Annotated in this window: 16 protein-coding genes and 2 pseudogenes; 10 read left to right on the top strand and 8 right to left on the bottom strand. The window is 71.7% G+C overall.

The window, feature by feature from the left end:
* Nucleotides 1–98: 98 nt before the first annotated feature.
* Together AB0915_RS24210 and AB0915_RS24205 are read right to left on the bottom strand one after the other, a co-directional pair.
* Complete coding sequence (locus tag AB0915_RS24210; protein WP_366693062.1) at nucleotides 99–584, bottom strand: GNAT family N-acetyltransferase; 486 nt, start codon at nucleotides 582–584, stop codon at nucleotides 99–101.
* A 551-nt stretch (nucleotides 585–1135) separates the two neighbouring features.
* A complete protein-coding gene (locus AB0915_RS24205; protein WP_366693061.1) occupies nucleotides 1136–2656 on the bottom strand; it encodes an aldehyde dehydrogenase (NADP(+)) in 1521 nt (506 codons plus the stop codon).
* Between the two features lie 136 nt (nucleotides 2657–2792).
* Here AB0915_RS24205 and AB0915_RS24200 point away from each other — a divergent pair, with 136 nt between their 5' ends.
* From AB0915_RS24200 to AB0915_RS24170, 7 genes and pseudogenes are all read left to right on the top strand, one after another.
* Nucleotides 2793–3563, top strand: a complete 771-nt coding sequence (locus tag AB0915_RS24200; RefSeq protein WP_366693060.1) for an IclR family transcriptional regulator — start codon at nucleotides 2793–2795, stop codon at nucleotides 3561–3563.
* A gap of 3 nt (nucleotides 3564–3566) precedes the next feature.
* Nucleotides 3567–4046, top strand: coding sequence for a GNAT family N-acetyltransferase (locus AB0915_RS24195; protein ID WP_366693059.1), 480 nt, complete (start codon nucleotides 3567–3569; stop codon nucleotides 4044–4046).
* Between the two features lie 164 nt (nucleotides 4047–4210).
* Nucleotides 4211–5236 (top strand): hypothetical protein, encoded by a 1026-nt coding sequence (locus AB0915_RS24190; protein WP_366693058.1) that lies wholly within the window; start codon nucleotides 4211–4213, stop codon nucleotides 5234–5236.
* Entirely contained in the window at nucleotides 5233–6483 is a 1251-nt protein-coding gene (locus tag AB0915_RS24185) for a histidine kinase (protein ID WP_366693057.1), read from the top strand. The genes AB0915_RS24190 and AB0915_RS24185 overlap by 4 nt, the downstream gene beginning before the upstream one ends.
* The gene (locus AB0915_RS24180) at nucleotides 6480–7139 is read left to right on the top strand and encodes a response regulator transcription factor (protein ID WP_366693056.1); all 660 of its coding nucleotides are present in this window, start codon (nucleotides 6480–6482) and stop codon (nucleotides 7137–7139) included. The genes AB0915_RS24185 and AB0915_RS24180 overlap by 4 nt, the downstream gene beginning before the upstream one ends.
* Before the next feature lie 90 nt (nucleotides 7140–7229).
* Nucleotides 7230–8681, top strand: coding sequence for a penicillin-binding transpeptidase domain-containing protein (locus AB0915_RS24175; protein WP_366693055.1), 1452 nt, complete (start codon nucleotides 7230–7232; stop codon nucleotides 8679–8681).
* A gap of 81 nt (nucleotides 8682–8762) precedes the next feature.
* Nucleotides 8763–8873, top strand: a pseudogene (locus AB0915_RS24170) (pectate lyase); the annotation flags it as partial.
* Nucleotides 8874–8913: 40 nt separating this feature from the next.
* Here the strand turns inward: AB0915_RS24170 and AB0915_RS24165 are convergent.
* The gene (locus tag AB0915_RS24165) at nucleotides 8914–10272 is read right to left on the bottom strand and encodes a S28 family serine protease (RefSeq protein WP_366693054.1); all 1359 of its coding nucleotides are present in this window, start codon (nucleotides 10270–10272) and stop codon (nucleotides 8914–8916) included.
* Between the two features lie 366 nt (nucleotides 10273–10638).
* Between AB0915_RS24165 and AB0915_RS24160 the strand changes: the two genes are divergently transcribed.
* Both AB0915_RS24160 and AB0915_RS24155 read left to right on the top strand, forming a co-directional pair.
* Nucleotides 10639–11862, top strand: a complete 1224-nt coding sequence (locus tag AB0915_RS24160; protein ID WP_366693053.1) for an MFS transporter — start codon at nucleotides 10639–10641, stop codon at nucleotides 11860–11862.
* 119 nt (nucleotides 11863–11981) lie between these two features.
* A complete protein-coding gene (locus AB0915_RS24155) occupies nucleotides 11982–13187 on the top strand; it encodes a TerD family protein (RefSeq protein WP_366693052.1) in 1206 nt (401 codons plus the stop codon).
* A gap of 124 nt (nucleotides 13188–13311) precedes the next feature.
* Here AB0915_RS24155 and AB0915_RS24150 read toward each other — a convergent pair whose 3' ends face one another.
* From AB0915_RS24150 to AB0915_RS24130, 5 genes and pseudogenes are all read right to left on the bottom strand, one after another.
* Nucleotides 13312–13542: a hypothetical protein gene (locus tag AB0915_RS24150; protein WP_037711258.1), complete on the bottom strand. Its 231-nt coding sequence runs from the start codon at nucleotides 13540–13542 to the stop codon at nucleotides 13312–13314.
* 78 nt (nucleotides 13543–13620) lie between these two features.
* A pseudogene (locus AB0915_RS24145) lies at nucleotides 13621–14085 on the bottom strand (hypothetical protein); the annotation flags it as partial.
* A gap of 12 nt (nucleotides 14086–14097) precedes the next feature.
* Nucleotides 14098–15549: an alkaline phosphatase PhoX gene (locus AB0915_RS24140; RefSeq protein WP_366693051.1), complete on the bottom strand. Its 1452-nt coding sequence runs from the start codon at nucleotides 15547–15549 to the stop codon at nucleotides 14098–14100.
* A gap of 172 nt (nucleotides 15550–15721) precedes the next feature.
* On the bottom strand, nucleotides 15722–17179 hold the full coding sequence (locus AB0915_RS24135; RefSeq protein ID WP_366693050.1) for a hypothetical protein: 1458 nt from the start codon (nucleotides 17177–17179) through the stop codon (nucleotides 15722–15724).
* Between the two features lie 393 nt (nucleotides 17180–17572).
* Nucleotides 17573–18286, bottom strand: a complete 714-nt coding sequence (locus AB0915_RS24130) for an antibiotic biosynthesis monooxygenase (protein ID WP_366693049.1) — start codon at nucleotides 18284–18286, stop codon at nucleotides 17573–17575.
* A 220-nt stretch (nucleotides 18287–18506) separates the two neighbouring features.
* Here AB0915_RS24130 and AB0915_RS24125 point away from each other — a divergent pair, with 220 nt between their 5' ends.
* Entirely contained in the window at nucleotides 18507–18950 is a 444-nt protein-coding gene (locus AB0915_RS24125; protein WP_366693048.1) for a GNAT family N-acetyltransferase, read from the top strand.
* The last annotated feature ends 101 nt before the right edge of the window (nucleotides 18951–19051 follow it).

Below are 19051 nucleotides of genomic sequence, written 5' to 3'. Positions count from 1 at the left end.
ACTCTTCTTCTCTCCAGGATGTCGGGGCGGACCGCGGGTTGCCCACGGGAGCACGGAGGCACCCTCCGCGCCCCTGGTGAACGTCCGCACGGACCCGGTCATTCCCGCGGTCGGGGGCCGACCACGAGGCGCAGCGCCAGATGGGTGCCGTGGCGCGGGTGCGCGGGGTCGGGGGTCCAGCCGTGCCGGACGTAGAAGGCCTGGGCACGGGTGTTGTGCACGAAGACCTCCAGGCGGGCGCGGTCCACTCCGGCCCGCTGCCAGGCGTCGACGCAGGCGGTGTGGAGTGCGGTGCCGATTCCCGTACGCCAGTGGGCCGGCGCGACATGGAGCTGCGTGAGCGTCATGTCGCCGTCGCGTACGGCGTAGGCGGCGATGCCGGCGAGGCTCCCGTCCCGTTCAGCGCAGAGCACGGTGGCGTCGGGGCGGTCTATCGCACGGGACCAACCGCCGCGGCTGCGCCCGATCTCCGCGGCGCCCGCGTACTCCTCCTCCGGAAGGTGCCCCCGGTAGTAGGTGGCGCGGGCCTCGGTGTGCAGCTGGACGATGGCGTCGAGATCGGCGGGTGTGGCGGTTCTGATCATGCGGGGAGGGACGCCACCGGGCGGCCCGTGGTTGCGCCGGTCCGGGGTGACCGGTTCCGTCCTCGCCGGACGGGCTGGGGGTGTGCTGTCCGGCAACGGGGGCGCCGCCGCACGGTCCGGTGGTGGGGTGGGTGGGGCCCCTCCGGGGCGTCTCCTCGGGACTGGCGCGGAAGCCGGCAACGCGGACGAACCCGGCACGTACGCCAGCCCCTGCGGGGACTCCCCTGCACGGCCCCACCCGCATCACCCGCGTCTGCGACCCGGTGGAACGCATTGCCGCACCCGCGGGACGGCCGGTCCGGGGCCGTGCAGGGGAGTCCCCGCAGGGCGACGAACAAAGACCCGGGCTCCCCCGCGTACCCGCCGAACGTTCGTCGCCCGAGGAGACACCCCGGAGGGGCCCCGGACCACCACCCACCCGACAAGGCGACGACACCACCAGGAACCAGACGCACACCCCCAGCCCGTCCGGCGCTTGAGGACAGAACCCCCCCCGGACCGCGGCAACACAGCGGCGACCCTTCACCCGGGCGCTCAGCCGAAAGCCGCCGTCACACGCGACGCCCGTCGACGCGGCGCGGCAGGCCCAGCGGGTTGTCCTCGCGCAGCTCCGGCGGCAGCAGGGCCTCCGGGGTCGTCTGGTAGCTGACCGGGCGCAGCCACCGCTCGATCGCGGTGGCGCCGACCGACGTGGAGGTGGAGGTGGTGGCCGGGTAAGGGCCGCCGTGGTGCTGGGCGGGGGCGACGGCGACTCCGGTCGGCCATCCGTTGACGAGCACCCGGCCGGCCAGGGGGGTGAGGGCCGCGAGGAGTCCGGGGGCGTCGGCGTCGGCGCCCTCCGTGGCGATCTGGAGGGTGGCGGTGAGGTTGCCCGGGAGCCGGGAGAGGACGGCGGTGATCTCGTCCTCGGAGGCGTAGCGGGCGACGACGGTGACCGGGCCGAAGCATTCCTCCAGGAGCGCGTCGTGCGGCCCTTCGGTGGTGAGCAGCTCTGCCGGAACGGTCAGGAAGCCGGCGGAGACGGTGTGGTCGCCGCCCGCGCCGGGGGTGACCGGGGCGTCCACGTCAGGGAGTTCGGCCCGTTCGCGTACGCCTGCGACGAAGGCGTCCCGCATCCGGTGGTCGAGCATGACCGCGGCCTCGCTGTCGCTGACCGCGTCGGTCAGCGCCTTCAGCAGCCGGTCGCCGGTCTCGCCGGCGGGTGCCAGGACGAAGCCGGGCTTGGTGCAGAACTGGCCCGCGCCCAGGGTCATCGAGCCCGCGAGCCCGGCACCGATCTGCTCGCCGCGCTCGGCAGCGGCCGCCTCGGTGACGACGACGGGGTTGAGGGAGCCGAGCTCGCCGTGGAACGGGATCGGGGCCGGCCGGGCGGCCGCGGCGTCGAACAGCGCCCGCCCTCCGCGGATGGAGCCGGTGAACCCGGCAGCGGCCACGAGCGGGTGCTTGATCAGCTCGACGCCCGCCTCGAATCCGTGCACCAGGGTCAGTACGTCCTCGGGCAGCCCGACCTTCGCGGCGGCCCGGCGCAGCACGGAGGCGCAGAGCTCCGAGGTGGCGGGGTGGTCCGGGTGTGCCTTGACGACGACCGGGCAGCCGGCCGCCAGGGCACTGGCGGTGTCGCCGCCGGGGACGGAGAAGGCGAGCGGGAAGTTGCTGGCCGCGTAGACGGCGACGACGCCGAGCGGGATCTTGTAGCGGCGCAGGTCCGGCCACGGCGGGGTTCGGGTGGCGTCCGCGTGGTCGATGTGGATGTCGAGGAAGGCGCCCTCGTCGACGACCTCGGCGAACGCGCGCAACTGGGCGGCGGTGCGGGCGAGTTCACCGGTGAGCCGGGCCGGGCCGAGCGCGGTCTCGGCGTCGGCGGCCTCGATGACGTGCTCCCCGGCCTCGGTGAGCAGATCCGCCACGGTACGCAGGAATGCGGCGCGTACGGTGCGGTCGGCGAGCGCATCGCGTACGGCATGTGCGCTCCGGACCGCACGGTCGACCTCCTCCGCCGTAGCCTCCACGGCAACCTGCTCACGCGGGTTACCGGTGCGGGGGTCGACGCTCCAGACTGGTGCTGCTGCCACCGTGTTTCCTTTCGGCCTCTGCCACACATCAGAAGTTGTTCGGTATTCTGAACACAGTTCCTGATCGTGAATATGCGGGGACTTTATTTCCCGGCGTTCGGTGTTGGCAAGAAGTGTGCTGGAAGGGGCGAGGGCGATGTCGGTTGCCGAATCAGGCGGGGCACAGGTCAAGTCCGCGGTACGGACGGTGGAGCTGCTCGAGTACTTCGCCGGGCGCCCCGGCATGCATTCGCTGGCGGCCGTGCAGGAGGCCGTCGGCTACCCCAAGTCGAGCCTCTACATGCTGCTGCGCACCCTGGTCGAGCTGGGCTGGGTGGAGACCGACGCGACAGGGACCCGGTACGGCATCGGCGTCCGGGCGCTGCTGGTCGGCACCTCGTACATCGACGGCGACGAGGTCGTCGCGGCCGCCCGCCCGACGCTCGACCGGCTCTCCGACGACACCACGGAGACCATCCACCTCGCCCGTCTCGACGGTACGAACGTGGTCTACCTCGCCACCCGCCAGTCCCAGCACCATCTGCGCCCCTTCGCCCGCGTCGGCCGCCGACTGCCCGCCCACTCCACCTCGCTCGGCAAGGCGCTGCTGGCCACCCACAGCGACGAGCAGGTCCGCACGATGCTGCCGGAGACACTGCCCGCACTGACCAAGCACACCCTCACCGATCGCGAGAAGCTGATCGAGGAACTGCACCTCATCCGCGAGCAGGGGTACGCCGTGGACCGCGAGGAGAACACCCTGGGGCTGCGCTGCTTCGGCGTCGCGATCCCGTACCGCACCCCGGCGCGCGACGCGATCAGCTGCTCGGTGCCGGTCGCCCGGCTCAGCCCGGCGCACGAGCAGATGGTCAAGGACGCGCTGTTCGACGCGCGGGACCGGCTGACGCTCGCCACCCGAAGGCTCTGACCCGTGGGCGCGCCCGAGGTCACGCTGCGTGAGGTGCGCGACAGCGATCTGCCGCTCTTCTTCGCGTACATGTCCGATCCGGAGTCGGTCCGGACAGCCGCGTTCACCAGTGAGGACCCTGACGACCGGCCCGCGTTCGAGGCCCACTGGGCGCGGATCCTGGACAGTCGCACCGTGGTGATGCGGACAGTGCTCACCGACGGCAAGGTGGTGGGCAACGCCGGGGTGTACGGGTCCGAGGGCGACCGGCAGGTCACCTACTGGATCGACCGGCCGCACTGGGGCCGGGGGTTCGCGACCGCCGCGCTCCGGGCGCTGCTGGACGCCGTACCGGAACGGCCGTTGCATGCCCGGGCGGCGGCCGACAACGCCGGTTCGGTGCGGGTGCTGCGGAAGTGCGGCTTCACCGTCACGGGCAAGGACCGGGGCTTCGCGCACGCCCGCGGCGAGCTGACCGACGAACTGCTCTTCACCCTGGGCTGACGGCCTCCCCCGCGATAGGGAATGGATCACAGGGCGTCGGGAGCCCACTCCCTATCGCGGGGGAGGCCGTGAGCGGCGGGGGAGGGCCGTCTCCGCCGCGCGGCGGAGACGGATCGTCACCGGGCAGGACGTGCGGGCGGACGGGGCGCGCGAACGTGGATGTCATGACACAGACACCGACGGTGCCCGCCACCCGGACCACACCGGCGCCGCCCGCGCCCACCGGCCGGGCCCGCACCGTGCTCCGCACCCTGGCGATCGCCTCCTGCCTGCCGTACATCTCGCTCAAGGCGGCCTGGATCGCGGGCAGTCACGTCGGCATCCCCGCCGGCAGCACGCTGCTCGACCACCGCACCGCGATGCTCGTCGCCAACGGTGCCTCGGTGCTGCTGGACTGCACGGTCGTCGTCCTCGCCCTGCTGCTCACCCAGGCATGGGGACGACGGGTCCCGGCCTGGCTGCTCACCGTGCCGATGTGGGTGGCGACCGGGCTGCTGCTTCCGATCATGACCGGCTTCCCGCTGCAGCTGCTGGTGAAGGCGCTCGGCGGGACGACCGCCGGGTCCGGCGGGGACGGGCACCCCTTCCTCGACGAGTGGGTCTTCGGCGTCGTCTACACCGGCTTCATCGTCCAGGGCCTGACCCTCGGCGCCCTGTTCGTCCTGTACGCCAGGGAACGCTGGGGTCATCTGTGGCAGGGCACGCTGAGCGACCTGCCACCGAGCCCGACCGGACCGGCGCTGCGGGTCGCCGCGGTCGTGGCCGCACTGCTCGCGCTCGTGCCCGGCACCGTCCATCTCCTCTGGGCGACCGGATCGACCGCCGGTCTGAACGAGACCCGGATCGCGGACCGTACGAGCGACTTCTACGCCCTCGAAGCGGTCTACACGGTGTTCACGGCCGTCACCGTCGCCGGTGTCCTGCTGCTCGCCCTCCGCCGCCGCGGTGCGCTCGCCCTCAAGGTGCCGCTCGCGCTGGCCTGTGGCGGCTCCGGGGTGCTGGGCTGCTGGGGCGGCTATCTGTGCATCGCCGCGCTGGGCCCGTTCGACAACATCGCCGACCGGCCCGCGCCCGGGATGCAACTCACCTACGCTGTGCAGATGCTGGTCGGGATCCTGGTCGCCACCCTGGGCGCCTACTTCTTCGCGGAACGCGCTGCGGCGACGAAACCGGCGGGGCCGTCCGCGTGACCCTGCTTCTCGGCCGGCAGGCCCGGCTGCGCTGGCTGCATCTGATCATCGGCGGCGCGCTGCTGATGCCGCACTTCCTGGTCGGCACCGTGGTCGTCGGCATGTACAACCGCGACGGCAGCGCCTTCACATCGCTGCCGCTGCAACTGACGGCGTTCGCGTACGCCCTGCCGATGGCCGCGGTCACCGGTCTCTTCCCACTCGCCCGGCCGCTGTCGGTGGCCGCGGTCCGCGCCCTGTGCGGTGTCCCCGCGGAGCGGCTCGCCGACGGTCCGGCCAGGACCCGGCAGGCGAGAGTACGGACCGCGGGCTGGTTCACACTGCATCTGGCGCTCGGCGCCGTCATCAGCGGAATGACGCTGGCGCTGACACCCTTCGCGGTGACCGTGATGGCGCTGCCGTTCTTCTCCTCCGTGCGGAACTCGGCGGTGCTCGATCTGCCCCGGGCACTGACCCGGCCGTGGGTGCTGGCCCTGGCGCCGTTCGCCGGTCTTGCGATGCTGGTCGCCCTGGCCGGCTGCGCGGCGGCGGCCGGGGCGCTGCTGGCCGGCCGCGCTCCGGTGCTGCTGGGCCCGACCCCCGACGACCGGCTGGCCGCCGCCGAACGCCGGGCGGCCGACCTGGCGGTCCGCAACCGGCTGGCCCGGGAGCTGCACGACTCGGTCGGCCACGCGCTCAGCGCCGTGACGCTCCAGGCGGGGGCGGCCCGCCGGGTGCTGGAGAGCGACCCGGAGTTCGTACGCGAGGCGTTGACCGCGATCGAGGAGACCACCCGGCGCACGGTCGGTGAACTCGACTCCGTGCTGGGCCTGTTGCGACAGGGGGACGAGGGGGAGGACGGGCCTACGGGACCGGCGCTCGACGCGTTGGACGGGCTGCTGGCCCGCTGCGGGGTCCCCGTGTCGTACGTCGCCCGGGTCGATCCGGGCGCGGTCCCCGCCGCCGTGTCCCGTGAGGCGTACCGGATCGTGCAGGAGGGGCTGAGCAACGCGCTGCGGCACGGCGGGCGGGCGGCACCCGTGGAGCTGCGGATCGCGGTGTGCGACAAGGAGCTGGCGATCACTCTGGACAACCCGCTGTCCGGGCGGGCACCGGTGGTGCGGCCCGGCGGCGGCCGCGGGCTGCGCGGTATCACCGAACGAGCCGTCCTGCTCGGCGGCCGCGCCGAGGCCGGACCGCACGACGACGACAGGTGGCGGCTGACCGCCCGGCTGCCCCTGAACATCCCCGCACAGGAGAAGCGATGAACACCGACATCCGCGTCGTGGTCGCCGACGACGAACGCATGGTCCGCACAGCCCTGCGCGCCATCCTCGACGCCGAACCCGGCCTGCGGGTCGTCGGCGAGGCGGCGACCGGCGCCGAGGCCGTCTCCGTCGTGCGGGAGCTGCGCCCCGATGTGGTGCTGATGGACGTACGGATGCCGGAGATCGACGGGATCCGCGCCACCGAGCAGATCCTCGCCTCGCTCGACGCGCCCCCGCGGATCGTCGTCGTCACCACCTTCGAGAACGACTCCTATGTGTACGACGCCCTGCGCGCCGGAGCCGCGGGCTTCCTGCTGAAGCGCGCGGCGGCCGAGGACCTGGTCCAGGCGGTGCGGCTGATCGCGCGCAGCGACTCCCTGCTGTTCCCGTCGGCGGTACGGGGACTGGCGGCCGAGTACGGCAGGCGGCAGGCGTCCGCCGCACCTCCCTGGGTGGCCCGGCTCACCGAACGAGAGGCGGACGTGCTGCGGCTGATGGCGGCGGGGCTGACCAACGCGGAGATCGCGGAGCGGCTGCGGGTGGGGCCTGCCACGGCGAAGACGCATGTGGCGGCAGTGCTGGCGAAGACCGGAGCCCGGGACCGCACTCAGGCGGTGATCACGGCGTACGAGTCGGGGTTCATCACGCCCGGCTGACCCGAGCCCCGTGGCGCGCAGTATGAAGAATGGGTGAGAAGCGGCACAGACGGGAACGCGCCGGACGCTGCCGCTCGTCCCCCCTGTGGGATGAATAGAACAATCAGGCACACCGCGGTCTTCTGCCTGCTGCTGGTCCTCGCCCTGCTGGTGCGGGCGACCTGGGTGCAGGCGTACCAGGCCAAGGCGCTCGCAGACAACGACCACAACCGGCGGAAAACCATCGCGCAGTACGCGCAGCCGCTCGGTGACATCATCGTGGCCGGATCACCGGTCACCGGATCGAAGAGGACCCAGGGCAGTGATCTCGCGTACAAGCGCACGTACACGCAGGGCGAACTCTATTCCGCTGTCACCGGGTACAGCTCGCAGGCGTACGGCGCCACCCAGCTCGAGGGGATCTACAGCCATGTGCTCGACGGCACGGACGACCGGCTGAAGAACCCCGTCGATGTGGTGACGGGCAAGCAGACCGCGCCCGGCAGTGTGCTGACGACGATCGACCCGGCCGTGCAGAAGGCGGCGTACGAGGCGCTCGGCAACGACAAGGGCGCGGCCGTCGCGCTCGACCCCGCGACCGGGAAGATCCTGGGAATGGTCTCCACCCCCTCGTACGACCCGTCGAAGATCAGCGGGACCAACGACGGCGACGCGTGGCAGAAGCTGCTCTCCGACCAGGACAAGCCACTGGTCAACCGTGCTCTGCGGCAGCCGCTGGCGCCCGGTTCGACATTCAAGCTGGTGGTGGCGTCGGCCGCGCTGGAGAACGGCCTCTACAGCTCCGTCGACGAGCGCACGGTCAGCCCCGACCCGTACACACTGCCCGGCACCACCACGGTCCTGAGGAACGAGAGCGCGTCCGCACCCTGCCAGAACGCCACGCTGCGCACGGCGCTCCAGTACTCCTGCAACAACGTCTTCGCGAAGGCCGCCGCCGATCTCGGCCAGGACAAGGTGCGGGCGATGGCCGAGAAGTTCGGCTTCAACACGCAGAAGCTGGATGTCCCGGTGCGCGCCTCGGAGAGCGTCTACCCGTCGGGGATGGACAAGGCCCAGACGGCGCTGACAGGCATCGGCCAGTTCGAGGTCACCGCGACCCCGCTGCAGATGGCCATGGTCTCCTCGGCCCTCGCCAACGGCGGTGAGCTGGCGGCCCCGCACATGGTGTCGAAGGTGACGGACTCCAAGGGCAACACCCTGCAGGACTTCGCGGACGGCGACACGAAGCGGGTCGTCTCCGCCTCGACCGCCGAGCAGATGCGCAGCGCGATGGTCACCGTCGTCGAGCAGGGGACCGGCACCAACGCCCGGATCGACGGGGCGGAGGTCGGTGGCAAGACCGGCACCGCGCAGAACGGTGTGGGCAACAGCAACACGCCGTACGCCTGGTTCACCTCGTACGCGAAGTCGAAGTCCACCGGCAAGGAGGTCGCAGTCGCCGTGGTCGTGGAGGACTCGGGCTCGGCCCGCTCGGAGGTCAGCGGCAACGGGCTGGCGGCGCCGATCGCGCAGAAGATGATGAAGGCGGCGCTCAAGGGATGAGAAAGCCGGGCACGAAGGGCCGGCTGCGGCTGTCAGAATCCGGATCATGGCCTCGGGGAGCGCGACGCTCCCCCACTTCACATCAAGCCGTGCGTCCGCTGCACGGGCAACAGCACGGGTGTCGAGCCGGCCGAGACGGGCAGCGGCCCCGGCGGCACGTACTGCCGCTGCACCGCCTCGGACACCACCTACGGCCGACCGGGGTCACCGATCGGCCGCGGTGGGTGGGCCGTCACTGGCCCGCCCACCGCTTCACGGTCGCCTCCGCGGCGGCCCGGTCCGCGGGATTCAGCTTGGAGATCAGGGCGCCATGGTTGCTGTTCGGTGCCTCGAAGAGCATCGAATCGTGCTTGCTCGGCTTGAACCGCTCGGCGCTCCACGGGTCGTTCTGTCCGTAGACGAACATCATCCGCTCGCCGCGAGTAGCGACCCAGCGGTCGACGTCCTTGATGGTGCGCCCGTCGTACCCGACCCGCATGCCGGCGGGCAGCACCGAGTTGGGCTGATAGATGCCGGGGTAGTGCCGGACGTCGGCCAGATGCTTGAACTTGAGGTCGGCCCAGCCCAGTTGGGCGGCGGCCTGCCGGTAGTACGGTCCGCTGCCCTCGGCGCCGTTGCCCTGGTCGGCGTACGGGCTGAGTCCGTGCCCCAGCGACCAGGTGTACAGCTCGTCGTCGGTGGCGGTACTCGCGTCGGGGATGGCCGGGCAGTCGGCGTACGTACCGCTCTGCCAGAAGTTCCACACCTGGTCCAGTACGGAGAACTCGTAGGCCCGGTCGGCCGATCCGAGGTATTGGAAGGTGAGGCCCTGTTCCGCAGCGGTGGCCTCGAAGCGGGGCAGCATCCGGTCCCGCCGGACCAGCATCTCGCGCTGCACGGCGTTCAGGGCGGCCCGGCATTCGGGGGTGCCGACGGTCTCGAAGAACTTCTCGTAGCCGCTGTCGTCGTTGTTGGCGGCGTCGTTCGGTGCGACGTACGCGACGACGGCGTCCAGGTCGTCCGGGTAGAAGCGCTCGTGGTAGACCTGCGTCATCCCGCCCTTCGACGCGCCCGTGCCCAGCCACTTGGCCCCGTAGATCGTCTTGAGGGCCTGGACGACTGCGTGTTCGTCACTCGCCTCCTGCTGGACGTTCAGGTCGTTCCAGTCGACCGTCGCGGGTCGGGACTGGCTGAAGTAGCGGTGCTCGATACTGACCTGGTTGGCGTCGAGAAGCCTGGTGATCTCGCGGGTGGAGCTGGAGAGCGAGTAGCCGCCCGTGTAGAGAACCATCGGCGCGGTCTCCGACTTGTGCCAGAGCGTGAGGCGCTGCTCGAACGTGCCGCGGTCGGGGTGCTCGTGGTCGATCGGCTGGGTCAGCGTGAGGGTGTAGTAGGGGAATCCCTCCTTGGTGGTCTGCGAGACGACCGTGAGCCCCGGTATCCGGTCCAGCCGTTCGCGTATGTCGGTGGCCTGGGCAGTCGCCTCGGCGGCGGAGGAGGTGGGGTCGGCGGACGGGATGGGAGCGGCGGCGGTCGCGGCCGTGCCGGTGAGCAGGCAGGTGGCGGCGACGAGCCCGGTGCAGAACAGGGCGGGAAGCAGTGGGTGACGCAACGCGGGATCCCCTCGGACGGGTGTGGTGCGATGGACACGACGGCGGCATATTAACCGCTTGCCGCAGCCATGTGATCACTGTGCACCGAGGGGATCCGTGGGGCGGCGGACGAGCAACGGCTGTTTTCTTGAAAGGTTGTTGACGATCCGTCGTTCAGCGGGTGAGAGACACGGTGGTGATGCCTCTCTGCCAGGGGAGGGAGCGGCGGCGGGGCGCGCCCCGGACTGCCGCCCCCGGTCACCGGGGGGCGGCAGCGAACTTCCGGCAACCTCGGTGTAGGGCATCTGCCCGATGCCCCGGCTCGTCCTTAGCCGCCAGCCTGAGTCCGTAACGGAACCGCAGGTCGACGAGGTACGGGGAGCGCCATGACAGGGTCGGCGGCCGGAAAGGTGCTGCGGGACCGCAACGCCGGGCTGTATCTGACGGCGGTGGTGGTCTCCGGCTTCGGGACGTCCGCGATGTGGCTCACCGGTGGGATCTGGGTCAAGTCCCTCACCGGGTCGAACAGTCTGGCGGCGCTCGCCGTGTTCGCCATGTGGCTTCCTGTGCTGACCGGTCCCGCACTCGGCGCGGTCGCCGACCGGGTGCCCCGCAAACCCTTGCTGATCTGGGCGAATCTCGCCATGTCAGGGCTGCTCACCTTGCTGCTCGCGATCGATTCGGCGGGGCGGATCTGGATCCTCTTCGCGGTGCTCGTGCTGTACGGGGTGAGCGGTGTGCTGATGGACGCGGCCGAGTCGGCGCTCGTCGCGCACACCGTCGATCCCCGGCTGCTCGGCGACTTCAACGGACTCCGGATGATCGCGAACGAGGGCATGAAGCTCCTCGCGCCACTGACCGGCGCCGGGCTCTATGCGCGGTTCGGCGGCGGCGCGGTGGCACTCCTCGACGCGGCGTCGTTCGCCCTGGCCGCCGGGGTCTACGCACTGCTGCGGGTACAGGAGCCGACCCGGCCCGGCCGCACGGACCGGCGGGGCGAACTGACGGCGGGGATCCGGCAGGTGTGGGGGTCACCGGTGCTGCGGCCGCTGGTGCTGGCGGGTGCGGTGACGATGCTGTGCGCCGGGCTCAACGGAGCCGCGCTCTACGCCGTCATCGACGACGGGCTCGGGCACTCCCCCACGTACGCGGGTGTGCTGTACGCGGTGCAGGGCGGCGGGTCGATCGCGGTCGGGCTGCTGGCCGGTCCGCTGCTGCGGCGCCTGTCGGAGCGGGTGTTCACCGCGGCCGGGATCGCCCTGTTCGCGCTGGCGGTGGGGGTGCGGGCGCTGCCGTACGACACGGTGGCGCTGGTCGCGAGCGTCGCGATCGGGGCGGGGCTGCCGTGTGTGCTGATCGCCGCGATGACCGCGGTGCAGCGGGAGACGCCGGACGCCGTTTCGGGCCGTACGAGCGCGACCGCCAACTCACTGATGATGGCGCCGAACGCGCTGGCGCTGGCGCTCGGCGCGGGGCTGGTCGCGGTGCTGGACATCCGGGTGCTGCTGCCACTCATCGGTGGGGCGGGCCTGCTGACGGCGGTCCTGCTGGTCACGGACCGGCGGGGCCGGCGGACGGGCACAGCCACCGGTCCGGCGCCCAGCGGGTGATGGCCCGCTGGACCGGCGCGTACAAGCACGGCAACGAGCGGGCGGCCCGCAGCCACCCCCGCAACCAACCCGGACGAAGGTAAGGGAACGGCAAAGCGGGGTCGTTCGTTACCCCGTGCATGACCGCTATGACACCTGGCTCGAACATCCCTCTCTCCGCCGCCCGTGTGGCGGTGGACGTCGCCGCCCCGGTGCGGCTCGACGTATCGGGCCTGCTGCTCACCGTCGACGGCAAGGTGCGTTCCGACGACGACTTCATCTTCTACAACCAGCCCACGGGCCCGGGCGTGACCTACCGCTCAGGCGGCGGCACGGCGCCGGACGCGATCGTGGTGGACACCGCCGCGGTGCCGCCCGGCATCGAGAAGATCGTCGTCACGGCCAGCCCGGACGCGGCGGGCCAGACCTTCCAGGGCATAGAGCCCACCGCCACCGTGCGCAACGCGGACGACGGCAGCGTCCTCGCCACCTTCACCCCGCCCCGGCTGGGCGCCGAGACGGCGCTCGTGGTCATCGAGGTCTATCTCCGCAACGGCGCCTGGAAGGCCCGCGCGGTCGGCCAGGGCTATGCGAACGGGCTGGCCGGCATCGCCACGGACTTCGGCGTGTCGGTCGAGGAGGAGCCGGCCGCGCCGCCCGCCCCGGTTGCACCCCCGATGCCCGCCGCCGCCCCCGTGGACCCGCGGATCGTCGCTCCCCCGGTCCCGGCCGCGCCGCCCGCTGCCGCTCCGACGCCCGCCGGCTCGGGCAGGATCAACCTCGACAAGGGTCGGGTCAGCCTCCAGAAGAACCAGACGGTGTCCCTGGTCAAGGGCGGCCGCCCGCTGCTCTCGCAGGTCAAGATGGGGCTCGGCTGGGAGCCCGCGTTCCGCGGCAAGGACATCGACCTCGACGCCTCGGTGATCGCCTACGGCCCCAACCGGAACCACCTGGACAGCTGCTACTTCGGCAAGCTCTCCATCCTGAACGGCGCGGTCAAGCACTCCGGTGACAACCTCACGGGCGAGGGCGCGGGCGACGACGAGGTGATCGTCGTGGACCTCGGCCGGATCCCCCCGGAGGCGACCGGGCTGGTCTTCACGGTCAATTCGTTCAGCGGCCAGAAGTTCACCGAGGTCGCCAAGGCCTACTGCCGGCTGATCGACGCGGCGACCGGTGAGGAGCTGGTCCGCTTCGACTTGACCGGCGCCGAGCCGCAGACCGGCGTGATGATGGCGAAGCTGATCAAGCAGTTCTCCGGCGAGTGGGAAATGACGGCGATGGGCGACTTCGTGAAGTCGCGCACCGTCCGCGGCATGGTCAAGCCCGCCGCCCAGGCGCTGTAGGGCGGCGAAAAGCCCCCGGCACGGCTTCAGGGGCACCTGCGGGTGCAGGTGCCCCTGAAGCCGGAGAGCGTGACGGGGAAGCGGACACTGCGCGTGCTCGCCGCCTCTCTCGTGGGGGAGACCGTCAGAGCTTGGTGAGCTTGGAGTACGGGCTCAGGATCCTCCCCTGTCGCCCCGAGAAGTCAATGAGCACTGCGTCGTTGTCGCCCTCGACGGCAAGGACTCGACCGAGTCCGAACTGGTCATGCGACACCCTGTCGCCCACATCGAACAATTCGACCGGTGGGGCCGCCTGGGCCGGGCGGTTGAAGGGACTGGAAGGCAGGTGACGCCGGGATCCGGCTGACTGTTTCATTACCTTGAGTATGCGCCCTGGGAACGCCCGACGCCATGCCCGACCACTCCTGGGGGCGCACTGATGCCGGAATCGTCATCAGCGATTCCAGGGCCGGTCGGCGTCCCTGCCCGCCTCCAGCAGGGGCACCATACGGAATGCCGCGTCCGAAAGCCCCCCGAAGGTGTGGCGGTTCGCACTTCCCGACGGGGCGTGACCGACCCGGTATCCGGCCAGATTCCAGGTGTGAACAGGCACATCGGACGGCACGGCCGCGGAGGCATCCGCGGCGTAAGAGAACGACGCCTGCTCGTCCGTGACGATCAGTACCCGGTCGTGCTTCCGGAAGTGCCGGCGCACCGCCTCCGCGGTGTCGGTGCCGCCGAGGTCACCGAAGCGCACCCTGCAGCCATCCCGCGAGGGCCTCCCACGTCATGCGCGCCGCGGCAGTCGGTCGGCCCCGCCGGGTGCGGTCACGGCGGCCCGCCGCTCCTCGACCGGCAGCTCCATCAGCGCCCGGTGGGCGGTGAGGATGCGGTTCGAGGCGGGCGGAACCGCCGCCTCCAGGTGTCAGCGTCAGTTCGGCTGGCGCTTCCACGGGCCGGTGATGGCGAGCATGATGCCGGGCGTCTGGATGTTGGCGAACAGCGTCTTCCCGTCAGGCGAGAAGGTGACCCCGGTGAACTCGCTGTACTCCGGCTTCTCAGCGGTGCCCGCGTTCAGCTCGTTGCGCGCGATCGGGTACGTACGGCCGCTCTCGGTCGCCCCGAAGAGGTGCTGGATGCCCTCGCCGTCCTCGGCGATGACCAGACCGCCGTACGGCGAGACGGTGATGTTGTCCGGGCCGTCGAACGCGCCGTCCTTCGACGGGTCGGCGTTCACCCCGAGGAGCACCTTCAGCGTCAGCGTGCGGCGCTTCGGGTCGTAGAACCAGACCTGGCCGTCGTGCTGGACGGGGCTCTCCGCGCGGGCGAACGAGGAGACGATGTACGCGCCGCCGTCGCCCCACCACATGCCTTCGAGCTTGCGGGCACGGGTGACGTCCTGGTTGCCGAACTGCTTGCGCACGGAGACGGTCCTGGCGTCACGGTCGACGACGTCGACCCAGTCCACGCCGTACACGGTGCCGATCTTTGTGGCGCGGGACAGGTCGTCGACGAACTGGCCGCTGCTGTCGAAGCACTTGGTGGCCTGGAGGACACCGGCGTCGTCGGCGAGCGTGCGCAGCTGGCCGCGGCCGTGCTTGAAGCCGTGCGGCGGGACCCAGCGGTAGAGCAGCCCGTTGGGACCGGCCGCGTCCTCGGTCAGGTAGGCGTGGCCGCGCTTCGGGTCGATGACGACGGCCTCGTGGGCGTACCGGCCGAACGCCTTGATGGGACGCGGGTCGCGGTTGGCGCGCTTGTCGTACGGGTCGACCTCGAAGACGTAGCCGTGGTCCTTCAGCAGACCGTTCTTGCCGGCCCTGTCCTCGGTCTCCTCGCAGGTGAGCCAGGTGCCCCACGGGGAGGCGCCACCGGCGCAGTTGGTGGACGTGCCGGCGATGCCGACCCACTCGGCCGTGTGGCCGTCGCGGCGGGTCTCGACCACGGTGCAGCCACCGGCGGCGATCGGGTCGTAGACGAGACCCTCGGCGAGCGGGACCGGGTGCTCCCAGCCGGCCCGGGTGCCGCTCAGCTCGTGGTTGTTGACCAGCAGGGTGACGCCGCGCGGGCCCTCGAAGGTGGCCGTGCCGTCGTGGTTGGAGGGGGTGTACTCGCCGGATTCCAGCTTGGTGACACCGCTGTGCGTGATGATGCGGTACGAGAATCCGGCGGGAAGCGCGAGTATGCCCTTCGGGTCGGGGACCAGCGGCCCGTAGCCGGGCTCGTCGTGGTGACCGTGACCGGGGTCGTCGTCGTGGCCCTGGCGGGAATCCTCGGCGGCGAGGGCGCCGGGGGCGGTGGCCAGGGCGGCGACGGTACCCGTCAGGGCGATGCCGGCGCCGGTGAGGGCGGACTGCTTGGTGAATTCTCTGCGCGTGAAGGGCATCACGAACTCCTGGAGCAGCTGGGGCGGGTGGGTTGCGGGGTCACGCTCCCGCCCCTGCGCTAATAGAAGTTGAACTGACGGCGACTTCGAACGGCACGCTTCTTGTGAACCTTCACGGAGTTCCTACCGCCGTCATTCCCTCAGCTGCCCGCCCCGGCCGCCGTGTCCCGCTTCAGCCGCCCGACCGCGACCGCGCCTTGAACGCCGCCTTGCGGGCGTCCTTCGCCTTCTTCTTGTCGCCGTGCAGCCGCCCCATCGCCTCCAGGACGTCCGCCGTCGCGGGGTGCTCCACCCGCCACGCCTGGTCGAAGAAGCCGCTGTGCTGGCCGGACAGCCCTTCGACCAGCCCTTGGAGCTCGTCCAGGTCGCCGGCCGCCTCCAGCTGCGCGGCAATCGTGTCGATGGCGAGCCAGAAGATCATCGACTCCGGCGGCGGGGGCACGTCCGCCGCACCGTGCTCCGCGAGCCAGACCCGGGCGAGGCCGCCCAGTTCCGGCTCGTCGAGCACCGCGCGGACCGCGGGCTCCGCCTCCGCGCCGACCAGGGCGAGGGCCTGCTGGCAGTGCAGCCGACGGAGCGGGGCCTGCTGGTCCGCGCCGCGAGCGGCGTCCAGCAGTTCGGCCGCGGCGCCGTCCGCCCCGCGGCGGGCGAGCCACTGCTCGACCTCGCTGCGGGCCGCCGCCTCCGGGTAGTACGCGACGCCGCCGAGGAGCGCGTCGGCGTCCTTGTCGGCGAGATCGCCGATCGCGGGGGCGTCGACACCGGCTTCCAGCATCCGGACCCGGATGCCGTACAGACCGAGGGGGGTCAGCTTCACCATGCCGTACCGGCTGACGTCCTCGTCGTCGGCGGGCGGCTCCGCCGGGTCGCCCTCCTCGACGAGCAACGCCTCGTCCACCGGCTGGTAGGTGACGAGCCCGATCGGCTCGAGGAGCCGGAACTGGTCGTCGAGGCGCATCATCGCCACCGACACCTGCTCCAGAATGTCGTCGGTGGGCTCGCCCATGTCGTCGGGCACGATCACCGACGCGGCGAGCGCGGGCAGCGGGACGGGTGCCTCGCTGCCGCCGCCGTCACCGACCGTGAGCAGGTACAGGTTGCCGAGCACACCGTCGAGGAACTCGGCTTCCGCCTCCGGGTCCCAGTCCAGGGCGTCGAGGTCGATCGAGCCGTCCTCGCCGACGAGGTCGGCGAGGTCGTCGAAGAAGGGCGCGGTGGCATCGGCGTGCATGGCCTCCAGGCCGTCGAGCCAGATCGCGAGGACATCCTGCGGAGAGCCGCCGGTCAGCAGTCCCAGATTCTCGCCCGCGGACACGGTCCCCTCCGCGTCGTCCCCCTCCGCGTCGCCCTCCGGTTCGTGGACGTCGAGCAGCCCGGTGTCGACCGCGAGCCGCCACGCCTCACTGGCCTCCGCCGCGCCGTCCTCGTCCGCCGCCAGCCCGAGGTGCTCGGCCGCCGCGGGCAACTGTGCTTCGACGAGCTCGCCACCGGCGCCGACCCGGGTTTCCGGTCCCGCCCAGCGGGCGAGCCGGACTGCGCGGGCGAGCAGCGGCGCGACGAGCGCGTCCCGTGCCAGCTCCGCCTCGGTGTGCAGCCGCACCGGCGGCAGGGTGGGGCGCTCTGCGGACATCAGGTGGTTCTCCTCGGGCGACGGGTTTCAGTCCGGCCGGCAATGGGGGCGGCGTCACGGGGCTCGGGGACGCACCTTCTCCCGCCCTCATGTGCCGGTCGGACTCAGGCCGCCCAAGCGTAGACGCTTTTCGCCCGATGCCGCCTGGTTCATGCAACAGACGGCGGGCGGCCGCCCGTGGAGCCCTGACAACTCGCGTACACAACCAAGAGATTGACGCGCATGGATCTCTCCCCGGCGCCCGCGCCGGTCACCGTCCCGGACCGCTCGGCGCCGTCCCGCCAAACGCCGGCAGGGACCCGGCGGCAGGCGACCCGGCGCACCAGGGGCGTTCCATCGCCTCCGAGGACAAGAAGGACGGCGGCGAGCCGAGGGCAGTATCCGCCTGGCACGCTACCCGTCGGCCCGCAGACTGAGCGCGGGTGTGTAGCGGTGCACGCCGCCGCCGGATACCCCCGGATAGGACTGCACCCGCTCCCACTGCGGTGTCCTCGACCCGACGCCGTCCCCGGGAGCGCCGAGCGCATCGATGTGCGCCTGCGCACTGACCCACTCCGCGTAGTTGAGTACGCGGGCCCCGTCGACGCTCACGTGGAAATGCGCGGACATCCCGCCGGGGGCCGGCGCCGGGTCCGTGCCGAGCGCCTCGAACACACCGTCCACCCAGTCCCGTTGACGCGCTGCGTCCGGCCCGTCGAACTCGACGTCGACGATCACGATGCACCCCGGCTCGCGACGGTCGCCCTCCTTCCGCACGCCGGAGCGGTAGAGCTCGTACGTGTGCGGCCCGAGCCGCCGGATCCCGGGCACGGCCGCGTCGATGTCGGCGTCGCGCGCGTCCCGGCCGCTGCGGACGAACTCCTGCCGGGCGTCCTCGCCGGTCCACTGCGCGTAGTGGAACAGCGTCCTTCCGTCGTCCCCCACGTGCACGGTGTACGCAAGCAGCCCCGGATGCGGCCAGTCCCGGCTGCCCCACGCGCTGCGGATGGCGTCGACGGTCTCCTGCTGCCGCCCGGGGGTGCCGACGTCCCAGGTGCCGGCCTCGACGAGGCCCACGTCGTTGCGGGCGATGTCGGGACGGGACACGAACTGCACGCTCTCGCTCACGGCGATCCTCCTCACCGGCGCACCCCTGCGGTCCACCGCTGACGGCCACCGTGGTACATCAAGTCCGCTTGAGGTCAACCGCCGGCTTCACGGGTCCCCGGCTCACCCTGGCGCCTGTCGAGCGGCGTGTCCGGGGCCGCGCACACCGTGCCGCTCGGCCACGCGGCCGCACCGGCATCCGGCTACCGACCTCTCCGGCGCCCGTGCCAGACTCCGGGGCATGATCCTGCGCGTCGCCACCCGCCCCGACCTGCCCGCGGTCCTCGCGCTCCTCGCCGACGAGGAGCGGGTCGTCGACCCGGCCTCGGTCGTGGTCGACGAGGCGTACGAGAAGGCTTTCGCCGCCATCGGGAGCGACCCGCGCAACGAGATGCTGGTACTGGTGGACGGCGACACCGTCCTGGGCTGCCTGCAGGTGACGTACATACCGGGGCTCGGCAGGCATGGCGAGGAGCGGGCGCTGATCGAGGCGGTACGGATCAGGGCGGACCGGCGGGGCGGCGGACTGGGTCGGGAGCTGATGAAGCAGGCCGTCGACCGGGCCCGGCTGCGGGGGTGTGGGCTGGTGCAGCTGACCAGCGGCAAGCGGCGCACGGACGCGCACCGGTTCTACGAGTCGCTGGGCTTCGCCCGCAGCCACGAAGGCTTCAAGCTCGCCCTCTGATCCCCGCCCGGGGCCTGTTCTGAGTTCCCCGTCGTCCGCGCGAAGCGCGGGCGCAGCGGTGGTCGGTGCGTGCGCTCGGCGTGCGGTGTCGGGCATCGGGG

The organism is Streptomyces sp. NPDC048411, assembly GCF_040704695.1.
Taxonomy (GTDB): domain Bacteria; phylum Actinomycetota; class Actinomycetes; order Streptomycetales; family Streptomycetaceae; genus Streptomyces.
Note: the sequence above shows the minus strand (reverse complement) of the source record. Positions and strands in the feature narration are given on the sequence as shown.